This window comes from Pseudoalteromonas sp. bablab_jr010 (genome assembly GCF_016464105.1).
Classification (GTDB): Bacteria; Pseudomonadota; Gammaproteobacteria; order Enterobacterales; family Alteromonadaceae; genus Pseudoalteromonas; species Pseudoalteromonas simplex.
On the sequence record NZ_JACDWV010000035.1, the window covers coordinates 1 to 16,564 of the forward strand.

Annotated in this window: 9 protein-coding genes; 4 read left to right on the plus strand and 5 right to left on the minus strand. The window is 42.3% G+C overall.

Going from position 1 to position 16,564, the window contains the following annotated elements; all coding sequences use genetic code 11:
• Nucleotides 1-202: 202 nt before the first annotated feature.
• The 4 genes from JIG37_RS01310 to JIG37_RS01325 all read right to left on the minus strand — a co-directional run bounded on the left by JIG37_RS01310 (nucleotide 203) and on the right by JIG37_RS01325 (nucleotide 7,587).
• Complete coding sequence (locus tag JIG37_RS01310) at nucleotides 203-628, minus strand: FKBP-type peptidyl-prolyl cis-trans isomerase (protein ID WP_199528447.1); 426 nt, start codon at nucleotides 626-628, stop codon at nucleotides 203-205.
• Nucleotides 629-638: 10 nt separating this feature from the next.
• Nucleotides 639-3,083: a glycoside hydrolase family 127 protein gene (locus JIG37_RS01315; RefSeq protein ID WP_199528449.1), complete on the minus strand. Its 2,445-nt coding sequence runs from the start codon at nucleotides 3,081-3,083 to the stop codon at nucleotides 639-641.
• A 77-nt stretch (nucleotides 3,084-3,160) separates the two neighbouring features.
• Nucleotides 3,161-4,498, minus strand: a complete 1,338-nt coding sequence (locus JIG37_RS01320; RefSeq protein ID WP_054552279.1) for an MFS transporter — start codon at nucleotides 4,496-4,498, stop codon at nucleotides 3,161-3,163.
• Nucleotides 4,499-4,770: 272 nt separating this feature from the next.
• On the minus strand, nucleotides 4,771-7,587 hold the full coding sequence (locus JIG37_RS01325) for a TonB-dependent receptor (protein WP_199528450.1): 2,817 nt from the start codon (nucleotides 7,585-7,587) through the stop codon (nucleotides 4,771-4,773).
• A 599-nt stretch (nucleotides 7,588-8,186) separates the two neighbouring features.
• Here JIG37_RS01325 and JIG37_RS01330 point away from each other — a divergent pair.
• From JIG37_RS01330 to JIG37_RS01345, 4 genes are all read left to right on the plus strand, one after another.
• Nucleotides 8,187-9,149 (plus strand): glycoside hydrolase family 43 protein, encoded by a 963-nt coding sequence (locus tag JIG37_RS01330; RefSeq protein WP_138599117.1) that lies wholly within the window; start codon nucleotides 8,187-8,189, stop codon nucleotides 9,147-9,149.
• Between the two features lie 355 nt (nucleotides 9,150-9,504).
• The gene (locus tag JIG37_RS01335; RefSeq protein WP_199528452.1) at nucleotides 9,505-12,954 is read left to right on the plus strand and encodes a LamG-like jellyroll fold domain-containing protein; all 3,450 of its coding nucleotides are present in this window, start codon (nucleotides 9,505-9,507) and stop codon (nucleotides 12,952-12,954) included.
• 52 nt (nucleotides 12,955-13,006) lie between these two features.
• Entirely contained in the window at nucleotides 13,007-13,504 is a 498-nt protein-coding gene (locus JIG37_RS01340; RefSeq protein ID WP_348535065.1) for a hypothetical protein, read from the plus strand.
• Between the two features lie 406 nt (nucleotides 13,505-13,910).
• On the plus strand, nucleotides 13,911-14,345 hold the full coding sequence (locus JIG37_RS01345) for a DUF4019 domain-containing protein (protein ID WP_244664331.1): 435 nt from the start codon (nucleotides 13,911-13,913) through the stop codon (nucleotides 14,343-14,345).
• A gap of 258 nt (nucleotides 14,346-14,603) precedes the next feature.
• Here the strand turns inward: JIG37_RS01345 and JIG37_RS01350 are convergent, their stop codons facing one another.
• Nucleotides 14,604-16,553: a family 43 glycosylhydrolase gene (locus JIG37_RS01350; RefSeq protein WP_294410871.1), complete on the minus strand. Its 1,950-nt coding sequence runs from the start codon at nucleotides 16,551-16,553 to the stop codon at nucleotides 14,604-14,606.
• Between the last annotated feature and the right edge of the window lie 11 nt (nucleotides 16,554-16,564).

The window sequence follows — 16,564 nt, forward strand, 5'->3', positions numbered from 1 at the left end:
ATCATCTAAAAAGGAGGACATATCATCGAAGTGCTGAATTAGAGACATAAAAAATCCGATATTATTTCTAATATCGGATTTTGAAGCTATGAAAAGATCAGTCAAGTGATCATAAAAATATTCTTAACTGATCAGCATTATGCAAAATTGCAGGTTTTTTATTTGCTTTAATGACCTCGTTTGAGGTTGAAAGTAGGTGTTATCAACTAAAATCAACCAAGGTAATATCAACAAGCATGGGGCTATGGCAGCCTTGTTGATGTTTTTCTTCAATAAATACGCTGTACACATCACGCGCCAGATGTGGAGGGATTAAAACTTCAAAGCGACTGCCTTTATTCATTAATTGCAATGCTTCTTGCAAGCCCACTATCGCCTCTGCAATTTCGTACTCTACAGCAGCGCCTTGCTTGCGAGTATCAAATAACACCCGACCATTTGTAAGGGTAACGCGTTGATGCACAGTCACAGTAGCATCCCAACTAGGTTTATCCCCCTGACCTTGCTCAATCACTCGATAACCAAGCCCTGTGGGTGTTTGGTAAAAACTGTGTTGCTCAGCGCTGTTATCTAAAAGCGACGGTAAAACATGCTCTTTAGCCGTCGCAAACACATTGTTGCTTAACATAGCCAACTCTTTATTGTGCGTTGATTAAACGAATACCATAGATACCACCGGCAACAGAGTCTTTGTCGGCAGCAAAACGTAAAGTAAGCGTTTTCGACTTTTTCATTGCTTCTGTTAATGAGTAATCAATGGTGTAGAACTCATCCGTTGGTTTACCTACAGGCAAACTAACTCCAGCTAATTGCTCACCATTTAAATTAATTGAGAAATGACGGTTCACATCGCCAATAAAATAGCGAATACGCAAAGCAACCGCTTTTTGTTCTGGGTTACTAAGCTGATACTCAAACCAACCTGTCGCATCGCGCCAATGATGACCATTATTAACACCTGCACGGGTTCCCTCACCTTTAAAGTCGTGTTCGACTTCAGGTTGTTGCTCACCCGGTGTAATTTGATCAACGGTTAATAAACGAAGCTGTTCTTTCGCTTGCTCAGCCGCTTTTGCATCGGCAACAAATTGCGTGAACTCAGCTTCGCTTTGCTGCGGCCAATACACTTGATAGCGACTATCGTGTAAGCGGAAGAACGGAATTAGCTCTGTGCTCTTTGTGTTATCGATACCTTGCTTGGCAATCGCCACATTTTTATCGGCGATAAATGCGAGCTCTTGGCCCGGTTTACGAGTGAGATCGGCAATAAACTTTTCTGGCTCACTCAGCATGATTGGCAGAGCTTCTGGCGGACAAGTCGGCCCTGCGGCAATGTGGCCCATGCGGCTATTGTCAGCAACAAAGTTAAGCTGCTCATTTGCAAATGCTTGTACTTTAGTGGCCATTACAACAGGTCCGTACATCACCGAATAATAATGCTGACCATCAGGTAGCTGTTCAGTATAAAGCTTAGGACTAAGCTCAAAGGCAAGCTTATCACCGCTTTGCCATGCATAGCTGATGCTGTAGTAACCGTCTTTTTCGGTTGCGCTTACAGCTTGTCCATTTAAAGTAAAGCTCAGCTCACCTTGCTGCCAAGACGGTTTACGAATATGAATTACCGGCTCAGTGCTTTGCCCCTCAGACAAACGATTCACGGTCAGTGAGACCTTGTTATCATCTGGGAATTGGCTGTCTTGCGTGATCTGTAAGCCCTGCTGTTGCCAGTTTAACGTGCTTGGAATAAACAAGTTTACCCATAGCTCTTTACCGGTATTACTATAAATCAGCTCACCATATTTGCTGTGATTCTCAATACCTGAGCCTACACAACACCACATTGAATCTTGCACTGACGAATACATGCGGTAATGCCCAGGGCGCATTGAGGTAAAGTAAACAAGACCACCATGCTCTGGGTGTTGTGAAGATAAAATATGGTTATATGTGGCGCGCTCATAATAGTCTAAATAACGCGTATCACCGGTTTTTAAGAATAATAACTTACTCAGTTTCATCATGTTGTAAGTGTTGCAGGTTTCTGGGCCTTCAACATCTTCAACCATCGGCGTAAAGTCACTTTTATCATGAAAATGCTCACGTACCGAGTTACCGCCAATTGATACTGAGCGCTCTTGGCTGACTGTTTTCCAGAAAAAGTCAGCACCTTGCTGCCATGCTTTGTCATCGCTGGCATTTGCGACCTTCAACATACCAATAATTTTTGGAATCTGCGTATTGGCATGCAGGCCCGTTAACTTATCTTCTTTGTGTAATAAGGGTTCAATAATGATGTTATGAGAGAACTGGCGGGCTAGTTTTAAGTAGCGCTCATCATCACTAATAAAGTACATATCAGCAAACACATCATTTAAGCCACCATGCTCTGAATACAGCATTTGTTGAACTTGTTCATCAGTTAGCTTAGCAGTGGTCGCTAAGAGCCATTCGCCTAACTTAAATAGCATTTGTTTGGCTTTATCACTACCGGCTACATCGTATGCATCACGCAAACCATGGAAGATTTTATCTATGTTATAAAGCGGTACCCAGCGGTCGTTTAAACTGAATAAGTCGGCTTTGATTTCACCCTTTTCAATCTGCTGCCACATTTCATCGCCATTTGGGATACCGCCTAAGTAACCACCTGTAGCTTGCTGGGCGCGATCCAACTCGCTTAGCATATAATCTAAACGCTGCTTTAATTCTTCGTCACCTGTGGCTGCCCATGCAAGGCTCAAGGCTGAAAGATAATGACCGCCAATATGCCCATCAAGGCCTGTGCTTTCCCAGTTGCCATAGTTAGGCGCTTTTGGCTCAAGGCCAGCTTCACGCAGATAAGGAGCAAGCAGCTGATCAGGATGAAGTGCTAATAAATAACGCACATTCGTTTGCTGCGCATGTAAAAACGGGCTGGCGCTTAAACTTACTTGGTTTAGGGCAAATAAATGTTGTTCGCTGGTATGTTCAGCATGCTCCACAGCAGCAGTTTGTTTACTGTCTGTTGGCAGCTCACTGCAACCGGTCACAGTTAAAATTGCAGCGCAAACGCTTGCTAAATAGCTAACTTTGAATGTGTTCATACTGTTGTCTCCCAGCGAATTGTTATTTTAAAGAGCAAAACGCACACACTTAGTTAGTGTGTGCGTTTAAAGGGTGGTTATTTTGGTAGGCGTTTATGAATAACCATATCCGTATAGTACTCATCGGTAATTTTGTATTTTTTCAAAATCAAACCAAGTAAGGCGTGGAATACACCCGGAATGATAGTTAGCATCAGTGCTAAGCCCATAAGGGTAAATTCAGTTTGCTCAACGTTAGGCTTGTACTCAAAGAATGCCAGTAATAAACCACCTGCTAAGCCAGCTAAACCGCCCCCTGCTTTTTGGCAGAATGAAATACCACCAAACGATAAGCCCGATGCACGAACGCCGTCTTTTATTTCACCGTAATCTACGGCTTCAGCAATGGCAGACCAGAACACTGGCGCATGTAAATCAACCACAAATGACAAGATGATATAAAGCACAAACGCCATCATTACATCACCAGGTTGCACCACAAAATACATTAGCAATGAGATGAATAGCACGGCGATTTGCGATTGACGGAATAGCTTCATTTTACAGTAACGCTGGGTGATCCACGTACTTGCCACCATAGAGACAATAGATGCTGCAATACCCGCACTGGTAAAGGCACCCGCTAAATCTGGTACACCTAAGTAATAGGTTGCGTAATACATAGCAACACTGCCACGAATCGCATAGCCAAGCGTACCAAGCACACATGCTGCACACAGGAGTAACCATTGGTCGTTTTTAATAAGTACTTTTAATTGTGTAAGTACACCTTCGGTTTGTGGCTCATGGGTAATACGTTCGCGAGTAGTAAAGAAGCAAAACAAAAATAGTGCTACGGCACATGCCGATACCAATGCCATTGCCAGTTTATAACCATACGACAAGCTGCCATCTCCCCAATATGAGGCAAGTAGCGGCACTGAAAATACGATCACTACATTGGCAATCTTAGCGAAGAACATACGGTAACCATTAGCTGACAAACGCTCTTTAGGATCGGCAGTTAATACACCAATGTAAGAGATATATGGAATAGCAACACCGGTAAACATCAAGGTCGCAAACAAGTATGTGGCATAAGCCCAAGCTAACTTCATGTTGTAGTCGAAATCAGGCGTGGTAAATAACAGTACGACCGACAAACCATATGGCACAGATAAAAATAAGAACCAGTGACGGAACTGACCCCAACGGGTTTTCACTTTATCGGTGATCACCCCCATTAAAGGGTCGGTAAAGGCATCAACAAAACGCGCCACTAAAAACAATACACCCATATCAACCGGATCAAGCCCGTAGATATCGGTGTAAAAGAAAGACATAAAATAGAATAACGCTGCAACCATGACATTTACTGCCATGTCGCCGGCACCAAAGCCGACCTTTTCTACAACGGATAACTTTTGAGATTCCATACAACAACACCCTAATTGGTCAATAATGAGCCGCCGCTCACTATTTCAAGCAATGCTAAAAAGTTTTCAACACTGCGTATCAAATAAATTTACAGCCTTAGATATTACACAGCTTGGCCATTGCGTTCGTTATTTTTGTAAATTTAATGCTAATCTAATTAATAGTATTATCATACTTATTAAATCGCAACTCTTTTCGACCGATGGTTTGGTTTATAAAAACCAATAAAAAACCCCAGCAAAGCCGGGGTTTTTAGGTCTATAAAAGAAATTTAGAAAGAATAACGTGCGCCTAGTGCGAATGTACGTGAGTAGATACCGTTACCAAAGTTAAATAGGTTGTCGTTACCTTCACCGTAGTAGCTTTGATATACGTCATCTAGGATGTTCGTTGCATCAAAGGTTACGACAAAGTCATCATTCACATTGTAGCTAAATTGGAAATCTAAGCTTTGCTCAGGACGATTCCAGAACTGAATTGGGTTAGCAAAGATTGCCGCTTCGTTACCTGTGTAGAACTCAGAACGCCATACATATGATAAACGCATGTCGAATGAATCACGCTCGTAGATACCTACGATGCTGTATGATTCATCAGAAACACCGGCCATTTGCGAATCAACATACCCAGAGATTTCACCTAGCTCATTGAATTCAGGTGTATCTTGTGATGAATCAAGCATCGTGTAGCTTGCTTGCACACCAAAACCGTTTAAGTACTCTGGTAAGTTTTCTGGGAAGTAAACTAAACCAACTTCTAAACCAGACAGTTCACCGTTTGAAGCATTCACTGGTGCACTTAATACATATGGACGTGTTACGCCATCATCGCCTTCGCGTACAACTTGCTTACGACCTGCAACAACTAAGCCTTCAATTTCACGCTTAAAGTAAGCTGCGTAAAGTGAGCTTGTATCTGCGAAATACCATTCAAGTGATACGTCGTAGTTCTTTGATTCTGTTGGTTTAAGATCTGGATTACCACCATTACCTGTACCGTAGGTAGCACCTTCTGTTAATGGATCATACCAGTATTGCAGCGCGTTTAAGTCAGCAAAGTTAGGCATACGTAATGTTTCTGTGTACGCGACACGACCCACTACATCATCTGTGATGTTCCAGTTAAGCACAAAGCTTGGTAGTAATGCGCTGCTATCAGCACTTGCTGAGCTTTCTTCAAATACATTTGAGTTCATGCCGCCAGACTCAGCAACAAAGTCCATATCTTGCTCATAGCTAACATAACGTAAACCAAACTCACCGCTGATATCTTCTGTTAAGAAGAAGTTAGTTGTTGCATATAGCGCGTATGAGTTTTCTTCGATATCAAATGTTTTGTAAACGTCTTCAGCTTCAATGCCATATATGCTACGAACAGCATCGCCATTATCTAGCATGTAACCACCGTCTGCAGTTACAAAGCTGTCGAATACGTCAGCACGGCCATCGAAATAGTCATCAACTTGGAACACAATGCCAGTACCATCGCCAGATGCACCCGCCGCTGCTAGCTGTTCAATTAAGCTTGCTACAGAGGTGTTAGCAATACCTGCATCTTGACCACGCGTGTATTCTTGCGCTGTTCGTTTTTCGTAACGACCACCGAATTTCACTTTATCAAAGTAAGTACCACCAATTAGGTATTCAGCATCAAATGTGAAGGTTAATGCGTCACCCGCGTTACCGCCGCCATTGTCATAAATAGTACCTGCATTCCAGTTTTCGATAGCAGCCATATCTGCTTCGTTCACCGCTGTGCTTGGATCATCCCAAAACGCGATACCTGGTACGCCGTCTTTATCGTTAAAGTCTACATCTAAGCCATATGCAGTGCGGTCAAAGCGCATTGCGAAGAAATCTGTTTCGTACTCACTGTCTTGGTAAACAACTTCTGTATTAATGGTTAGGTAATCGCTTGCTTGCCACTCGGCACCTAACGCATATAAGTAGCTATCTGTTTTACCATACGAGTAGTCACCACTTTGGAAACCGCCAGCGCCTATCGCTTGCTTTTCTTTAACTACGTTAGTGCCATCAAACACGGTTGGTGTTTCAATAAAGCCGTTACCGTTTTCGAATGTATTTGAGAACCACATCGCGTTTTGCGATTCGTTTTCGTAACCTGTATAGAAGCCTTCAGCTGTGATTTCTAACGTTTCATTAGGTGCCCACTGTAAAGAGACAGATGCCGCAGGGCGTTTACGAAGACCAGTGAATGAAGTACCGAAGATAGCATCACGCGCGATTAGGTACTCAGTTGGCTCACCATTTACGTCTAAAGTAGAACCTGCCGCAGTAGGTAGACCTAACTCAGTACCTTGAGTCCAGAATTCATTTGGTACACGTGAATACGGTGAGTAGTTGTACTGTGGTTTATTAGTAAAGAATGGGAATGCAGCACCCGCTGTGATGGTGTCATCGCGGTAATGTGTTTCAGCATAAGAAATATTGAAAAGTGCGCCAAACTCACCAGCGCCGTCAATTTCCCAACGGTTAGAAAGTAACGCACTGATATTTGGATCAACTTCATCTGGTTGATCTGAGTAAATCGCACGTGCCGCTAAAACAACTTTTTCGCCTTCGAAGTTGAAAGGACGGTGGGTTTTAATATCAATCGCACCTGCGATACCACGTTCGATTTGATCCGCCGAACGGGTTTTATAAACGGTTACACCCGAAAGTAAACTTGCAGGGATGTCTTGCAGCGCCACATCACGACCCGCACCTGTAAAGATAGCGCGGCCATTCACTGTGGTATTAACATCAGTAAGACCACGGATTGAAACCGCACTTACTTCACCTGCACCACGGCCGGTTGTTTGTACACCTGTCACACGTTGTAGTGCTTCAACTACGTTGTTATCAGGGAATTTACCAATATCTTCAGCAACAATTGCATCCACGATTTGAACGCTTGCACGTTTTTCATCTAGCGCTTTGTTTAAACTGCCGCGAATACCTGATACTTGAATAACCTCCATCTCATCGACGTTATTCTCAGGAGTGTTTGGTGCTTCCTCCTGTGCAAAAGCAAATTGACAGGTAAATGCCATAACTACAGCACTGGCTATGTGTGTTCTTTTAAACATAAGCGGTGTTCTCCAAATTATAGTTATATCGGTCCGCTGAACTTTCCCCATTCAGTTACCGAAGAGTGACCACTGCATTGTGCATCGTGTGTTGTCAAAACGGTGCGCGAGTGTGTCTACATTTTATTATGTTAATACATTGCTGCCTGAACTTTAATCATATTGTATGATTATTTAACAGTCAACTCAAAAAGCCAAATTAAAATTAGTGCCATAGTGTTTACAAAAAACGTTGTAATTATAACACGTTACAAACTAAAAAAGGGCTGCGTTTTTATCTTGGGAATTTATGTAGACCCATTATTATCAGTCACTTAGCGTTTATTTGTTTGCTTGTTTTATTTGTCTTTTGTTCATCCAGAGCAACAAAAAAGGGCTAACAAGTTATTTACCTGGCGTTTTTTGGTGCTACTATGATAAAAATACAATAATACAATATAGAGTTATTTTTTGCTGCACTTTTACTGGTTTGTTTCGATGTAAACAATCAGTTACTCAGTATAATCAGGCATACACTGTGTATTATCTGGTCATTCAGAGCGAGCTCTAAGTACAAAAGCTGCAGTTCGAACAACAATTATTAGTCACAGAGGACACTCATGAAGAAATTGAAAGCGTTAGCGCTGCCATTGCTTTTTTCGAGCAGCTTAGCCGTTGCACAAAACCCATTATTCACCGATGTATTTACTGCAGATCCAGCAGCACTTGTTCACAATGACACCGTATACCTTTATACAGGTCATGATGAAGCACCTAATAATGATGTGTTTTTTGAAATGCACGACTGGTTAGTCTTTTCATCAACAGACATGGTGAACTGGAAAAAACACGGCCCAATCATGAAAGCAACCGACTTTAAATGGGCTAAGGGCGAAGCATGGGCTTCACACATGATTGAGCGTGATGGCACTTTCTATTTCTTTACAACCGTTCGTCACAACGACACAAAACCAGGTTTTGCAATTGGTGTTGCGACGTCTAAATCACCAACAGGTCCATTTAAAGACGCGATTGGCCATGCATTGGTTACCGATGACATGACCAAGCATACGCCAAATGATTGGGACGACATCGACCCTGCTATTTATACAGAAGAAAACGGCGATACTTACATGTTCTTTGGTAACCTAATGCCAAAATACGTAAAGCTAAGCGACGACTTACTGTCTCTTGATGGTGAAATTAAAACGCTAGATTTACCAAACTTTACCGAAGCGTTATGGGTTCATAAGAAAAACGACAACTACTATGTATCGTACGCATGTGAGTTCCCTGAGAAGATCTGTTATGCCATGAGTAAAAGCATTCATGGGCCGTGGGAATATAAAGGTATTTTGAATGAAATCGCAGGTAACAGCGAAACCAACCACCAATCAATCATCGAGTACAAAGGTAAAGACTACTTTATTTACCATACTGGTGCTGTACCACCGATTGATGGCAAACCAAGTGGCGGTCGTTTTCGTCGCTCAGTGGCGATTGAGCCACTTTACTACAACGAAGATGGCACACTTAAACGTATTATCATGACCACTGAAGGTCTAAGTAAACAAGACAAGTAATATCAAAAAGGGCTCTTTAAGAGCCCTTTTTAATGTTCAAATGTAATACAAATAAACAAATTTAACGGAAAATCCTCTCTTTCAGATAAGTAAAAAACTTCCCTAATAGCGCAAAAATACCGAAAAAAACGCCAAAAATGACAACTTGAGAAAATTAAAATCACACTGTACATATTGTAAACACTGATACTTCATGTTTACATACCAATTACCTTTGCAAAATTATTTGCACATTTTAAATCATACTATAAAATTACAATACTACGTTCTTATTAGTTTGATATAGGCACGCGGCAATTTTATTGACAACAATCGAATAAAAAAAATGAATCCCAGTTTCAAGAGGACACATAAAATGAAATTAAATAAATTAGCCATGGTCATAGCCTGCTCTTTGGCTGTTACAGGTTGTGGCAAAGAAGATGGTACTAAGCTTGACACAGCACCAGCGGTTGCCGACCCGCAAAGTGCAAAACCGACAGTAAGCAGCAGTGTTGAATACACTGAATCAGGTAGCGTAATGGTTACCAATGTAAGCGTGCACGATCCTTCTGTCGTTAAAGTTGACGACACTTATTATATTTTTGGTTCACACCTTGCTGCCGCTAAATCAACTGATCTCTTGAACTGGGAAATGGTTTCCTCGCCTTCAGTAGTAAAAGTAGACGGGCAAGATGTATTACAGGTCAATGAAAGCCCGTTGTTTGATTACAATTACTTAGCAGAAATAGCCGAAGGCGTTGAGTGGACCGATGGTTACCCTAGTAACTGGGCAGCCGATGTAATTCAATCACCAAATGGTAAATTTTGGTTCTACTATAATAGCTGCGGACAAGACAATACCAAAACGACTGACATAACTAATGATCAAATTTGTTGGGATAGAGGTTATTTAGGATTAGCTGAAGCCGACAATATTGAAGGCCCTTATACAAACAAAGGCATTTTCTTACGTAGCGGCTATCGCAATGAAGCTGAGTTTGCTGCGTACCCTCTAGATAACGGGCAAACGACCTATGATGGTGGCATAGATCCGAATGTGATCGACCCAGCGGCATTCTATGATACAGACGGCAAACTTTGGATGGTGTACGGTTCTCATCATGGTGGTATTTTTATACTGGCTATGGACGAAGAAGCGGGCATGCCAGAAGCTGGTCAAGGCTATGGAAAACACCTTCTTGGTGGTGCTGGGCGCTTCATCGAAGGTGCTTTCGTAATGTACAGTCCAGAAAGTGAATATTACTACTTATTTTATTCTACTGGTGGCCTTGACTTAAACGGTGGTTACAATATCCGTGTAGCTCGTTCAAAAACACCGGATGGCCCTTACCTAGACAACGCAGGTAACGATATTTCAACATTAGGCGGCTTAGAAGTTGGTGAAAAACTAATGGGCGGCTTTGAGTACACGCAAGAACTTGGCGAAACAGCACCTGCATGGGGCTACCAATCACCGGGCCATAACTCTGCTTACTACGATGAAGCGACAGGACGTCATTTATTAATCACGCATACGCGTTTTCCACAAACGTCTACTGAGTTCCCTGAAAATACAGAAGCACACCAAGTTCGCGTACATGAAATGTTCATTAACTCATTAGGTTGGCCTATGGCTTCACCGCAGCGCTACGTACCGCTTGAAGGCGACAACATGGTTGTGGCAGATGAACTTTACGGTTATTACAAATTTATCAATCATGGCACTGATGTAAATACAGATGCTATTCGTTCAATGCATATTGCACTAAATGAAGATCACTCAGTAACAGGTGATGATCCAGGTATCTGGTACATGATTGATGACTCAAATATTAAGCTTGAGTTAGATTCTGGTACGTACTTTGGTGTCGCTAAATGGCAATGGGATGATGCAACTAAAACGATGGTTGTCACTGTATCAGCAACATCAAGCGAAGGTGCAACCATTTGGGCAAGTAAACGTGATGAAATTACCGCAACTACAAACGTGCTGAGCACTGTTCAAGAAGCACTAGATATCAAAACTGAATTATCAATTGCTGACGAAGGTTACTCATTACCAACTAAAGGTAAAGACGGTGCTGTAATTAACTGGGAAAGTAGCGATGAATACTACATCACCAGTGAAGGCTCAGTATTCATTCCAACGCCAGATCGCGGTGATAAAGCGGTTACTTTAACGGCTAATATCTCTTTAAACGGCGAGAGCACAACCAAGACATTTAATGTAAACCTTGAAGCACGCCCTGAGTTTAAAAATGCGATTGCTCACTATGCATTTGAAGACTCACTAAGTGATAGTCTGGATAATCTTGATGATGCGGGTGTAACAGATAACAACCTACTAAATGTAGGTGCTGGTACAGCTGCATACGCAGAAGGTCAAACAGGTAAAGCATTTAACTTTGACGGTGCAACCGGCGTACGCTTACCTGATGAAATTATTAACTCTGACAGTTTTACAGTTTCTTTTTGGTCAAAACCAGACACTCTCAATCCTTACACACCACTATTCTTTGCAGCAGAAAATGTCAATCGTTGGATTAGCTACATACCTGCTGGAGCTGCTCATTTTACCGAAAATCCATTAATTTGGAGTTTTTATCTTGGTGATAATGGTGAAGAGCTATGGAATCAAATAGTCCATACGCAAAAAGCGACTCTAAGCGCATGGACTCATGTGGCTATTAGCTATGATGAAGGGGTTATGAACTATTACTCGAATGGGGTATTAGTTGGCTCTATGCCTCGCCCCGATATGTTCAGCCATGAATCTAGTAACTTTGCGCTGGGTGTGAACTACGGTTGGGACTTACCTTTCCAAGGTCAAATTGATGAATTCATTGTATATGACTATGCCTTGAATAGTTTTAATATTAATGCTGCAGCAATGACAAACCAAACCAACCCAGATAACTTCCCTGCATTCATAAAGAGTGCGCTTGATTTAGGTGATGTATCTGCAGTACGTGATAACTTTGAATTACCACGAGTAGGTCCATTTGTATCTGGTATTAGCTGGACGTCAAACAACGAAGAGTACTTAAAACCAGTTAACGGCACGGCTGTTGTGACACAACCAAGTGCGTCTGCTGGCGACCAAGTAGTGACATTAACTGCAACTATTAAGTACAAAGACTTTACGGATACTAAGTCATTCGATGTAACCTTAAAATCACTTGCACCTGCTGAATACAGCTTTGAAGGTGACCTAAGTGCATTAAACGGCGCATACGCGGCGGGTAAATCAACGGGGGGGTTCATCAATAATACTGGCGGTAGCGTAAGCTATGTTGACGGTGTTATTGGTCAAGCTGTATTCCTAGAAGGTTCAGGTGTTCGTTTACCGGATAACCTAATCACAACTAATGACTACTCAGTATCTATGTGGCTTAAACCAGAAAGCTTCACAGATTACACAACAGCGTTCTTTGCCGGCGCAAGTGCAAACGCATGGTTAAGTTATGTACCATCGATGGCTGACACAGCGCTAACGCGTTTATGGGCAAATAACGGTGCCTTCTTCGATAATGCAGAACTAGATAGCCGTATTCCAGCAAAAGAATGGACACATGTTGCATTCACTGTTGATGGTACGAACGGTGATGTACTGAAGATGTATGTTAATGGTGAACTACAGCTAGAAACCGATGGCTTCCCACGTGTATTCACGGTTCCTGGTGAAACAAATGAGTTTGCTCTAGGTGTTAACTACTGGGATACGCCATACCACGGTGCTATCGATGAACTGAAAATTTTCAACGGTGCGATTAGCGCTGAAGAAATAAAAGCACTCTTTGATGCTGCACCTGCACAAGAGTAACAAAGTGAGGTGAGCTGCCTCACCTCAACTATTTGTTGTCTGGAAAGGCCGGGTGAAAACCCGGCTTTTTTCTAAAGCTTTAGTACCTTTTGCCGATACATACATATCATTCACTTTCATCGCTCTCATTATGGCTATTAACTCATTAGCAAGTGCGCTAACTATCTCAAACGCAGATACAGCAGTTAGTAATACCAACTCAAAAGTAGGCTACAAACTCAGCAACCAAGAGATGAATAAACTCTCTGGTCGTGAAGTAGAGCCCGCTCAAAAAGAAGAAGTATCTAGCGAACTCCCCGCACATATTCGCAAAATGGTTGAACAACTTGAAAAGCTCAAAGAACAACTCGAACTTGCCAAAGAGCAATTAGCCAAACTGCAAGCACTCAAAAACCAAGAAGATGAAACTGTAAAAGTGCAAGTTGAAACACAGACCAAGATGGTTATGGAAATCCAAACGCAAATAATGTCTCTTAGCCAATCAATTAGCGATGCGCTAAAAGAAGCTGGTATTAGCGATCCCGGAGTGCTAATGAGTGTGTTAGTTTGATGAAGGCTTTGAGCTTTAAGTCTCAAGATTTGCTCTTGCAACTTTCCCCTTGCTCACTCCTCATATAACACCCAAAAGCGAGTCAAAACCCAGTGAATATGCGGGCTCTGAAATATCGAGTGCGGAAATACGAAACTTCCTTTGCGGCTAAAATCAGTTATCTCATCTGTCATCTAGGCACACTACCACAATAGAGAAAAGTTAAACATTTAACTTTAAAATCAAAGCCATAACATTAAGAAAACAAAAGATTTAACCTTCTAATAAGTTCGAAATTAAAGCTCTCCTAGAATTAAATCAAAGCTTAACCTTATCAAAACCCCGCTGAGCAATACTTTATTAGTATAGAAATTAGCCAACTCAATCGTACTATGGACTCCCCCTATCAACGAAGTGAGGGCGTGTTATGCGTCAAATTTTATTACTTTCTGTAAATGGATTTACGCTACAAAGGTTTTTATTAATGGCATGTCTTTGGATGTGCTTTTTTGCCACAGCCGATGAAACAAACCCAATTCTTACCGCAAGATCATGGTTAACTTTAGTGGACAATGCTGAATATATAAAAAGCTGGGAACAAACTGATCCACAATTTAAAGCAAAGACTCCACAAAGAAAATGGCTTAAAGCATTAGATTACGCGCGAGTTCCTCTTGGTAGAGTGATGTCTAGAACTTACTTTTCCACTTCAGAGTATTCATCACTTTCGGGATTACCTGATGGCGAGTATTTAGTTATTAAATTTAAAACCGAATTCATTAATCAAGACAGTGCCATGGAAACAATCAGTTTGAGTAAAAATAATGGCCAGTGGCAACCTTTAGGTTATTTTATTAATTAGGAGTTTGTAAAGGTTGAGATGGATTATGTTGGGTTTCGCTTCGCTCAAACCAAGCTACCCGAAGAATGAGTAGGGCAAGTAATATGGTAGGCGTCACGCTTGCTTGGCACGTCATGAAAGCAATACCCTACGAGCAGACAAACATATCACCAACATACCCCACCGCTCAGCTAAAAACTGACAGCTGAAGGCTGACAGCCACAAAAAAGCCACTCATAAATGAAGTGGCTTTGGTTGAGTCGATTTTTTACTTATAACTTAATTTGGTTCACGCAAATGGAACACTTGGCACTTATTACCTAAATCAGGTTGTTGTGCGAAGTTAGTGTTTTCAGCTAAACCACAGTTACTTAAGCCAAGCGCTTGTTTTGTGTAGCGGTTGATAAGCATCACACCACCACCTTCTACTGGAGCAATGCGCCACTGTGCCGTTTTCGCTGAACAAGACGCCATCTCTACGTTGGCACCTGGTACTAAGGCGTTATCAGCCACCGCAGCACAGAAATCGCTGTCAGCGCTTTGTTTAAGGCTTACATAGCCTGTATCTGTTGGTGTGAAGAACCATTGTTGTGCATCTTTATGCGTGTAAGCTTGTTGCTCAACATTGGTACCTGCTTTAACCGTACCAGCCACGCTAAGTGCTTTACCACTTTGTTGGCTTAATACGACAACACTGCCCATAGGGCGTAATTGCCAATCACCACACGCTGTTGCGTCACTTTGCTGTAAAACCGCTTGGTTTTGTGCAGCAGAACAACCAGCAACCGCTAATGGTTTGCCTGTGTAACGGTTAGTAATAGATACATTACCATCTGTGCTTGGTGCTACTTTCCATTGCTGACAGAAGTTATTGCGCCATGCTGCAGATTGTACTTTAGCGTTATCTGCATCATTACAGCTTTCAAGCTCTAAGAACTTGCTGTCTTCACGGTTCGCTAAACGAACAAAACCATCTGTTGTTGCATCAATAACCCATTGACCATTGGTGCTTGCACACTGACGTTGTACTGCACGTGCATCTTGTGGATCAGCTGCGATATCTAAACATAAGCCGCTTGTTGCATTCACTATTTGATAGCGCTGACCTTGTACTCGCGTTACCAGTGGACCGTATTCACCTGATGGCGGAGCTACTTCAACGCCTGGTGTTAATGGTTTACCAAAGCTTGGCGTGCCATCGTCGTTCCAAGTAAATTTTTGCGCACGTAATGAACGCGTCGCACTACAACCGTGCTCTACCGAATCATTACCGTGATAAACTAACCAGTCTTCTGTACCGTCTGGCGATGTGAAAAAGCCGTTGTGACCTGGGCCAAACACTTCTTCTGTACGCTCAAATACTGGCTTGTCGTATTTTTTCCAGCTGCTCGCTTTAAGTGGGTCGTCACCAACAAGCTCAAGCATACCTAGTTTGTAATCAGGAGTATTACAGAAGCTTGCTGAGTACGTCATAAACGTACGGCCATTGTGCTGTAAAATTTCAGCGCCTTCAGTTACTTTGCGACCACTGATTTCCCAATCTAACTCAGGACGCGTGATCACCGTATGCGGTGAGTTCTTCTTCAGAGTCCATGGGTTTTCCATTTCAGCAATAATGTTTAATTGCTGATCACCCTGCCATTGTGAGTAGATCACATACAACTTATCTTTGTACGTTAGGTAGTTACCGTCGATGTTCCATACGTTAGGCATTAATGCGCCCTTGTATTCGTATGGACCCATAGGATCGTCACCAGCACTTTCTAATACGTTTAAGTGTTGGTTATCTAAAGTGCCATCAGTACCCGCTGTGTACATCATGTACCAACGGTAGCCGTTTGGCCCTTTTAGACGATGGAATTCAAACGCCCAGAAGTTACAGCAACGCTCAGGGTTCGAATCAGACCAAACATTGATAGGTGTTGCATCAGCAAGGCCCGCTAATGTTGGTGATTTACGCATCACTAACTCAGAAGTCCACGTTGTTGTAGTTAGGTAATAGTTACCATCCCAATACTCAAGCCATGGATCGGCGCCATTTGGGAAAAGTGGATTGGTAAAAATACCATTATCTTGGATTGGCGCTTTTGCTGTGGCTGCCACGTCAGTTTTTTTAGCTGTGTTGTCTTCAGCTGTAGTCTGACAGCCCGTCAGAGCGCTAAACGACAAGGCAAATAGGCTAGCTAAACCAGCCTTTTGCATTGCGTTTTTAAGCTTTGTTGTTTTCACGTTTGTGTTCC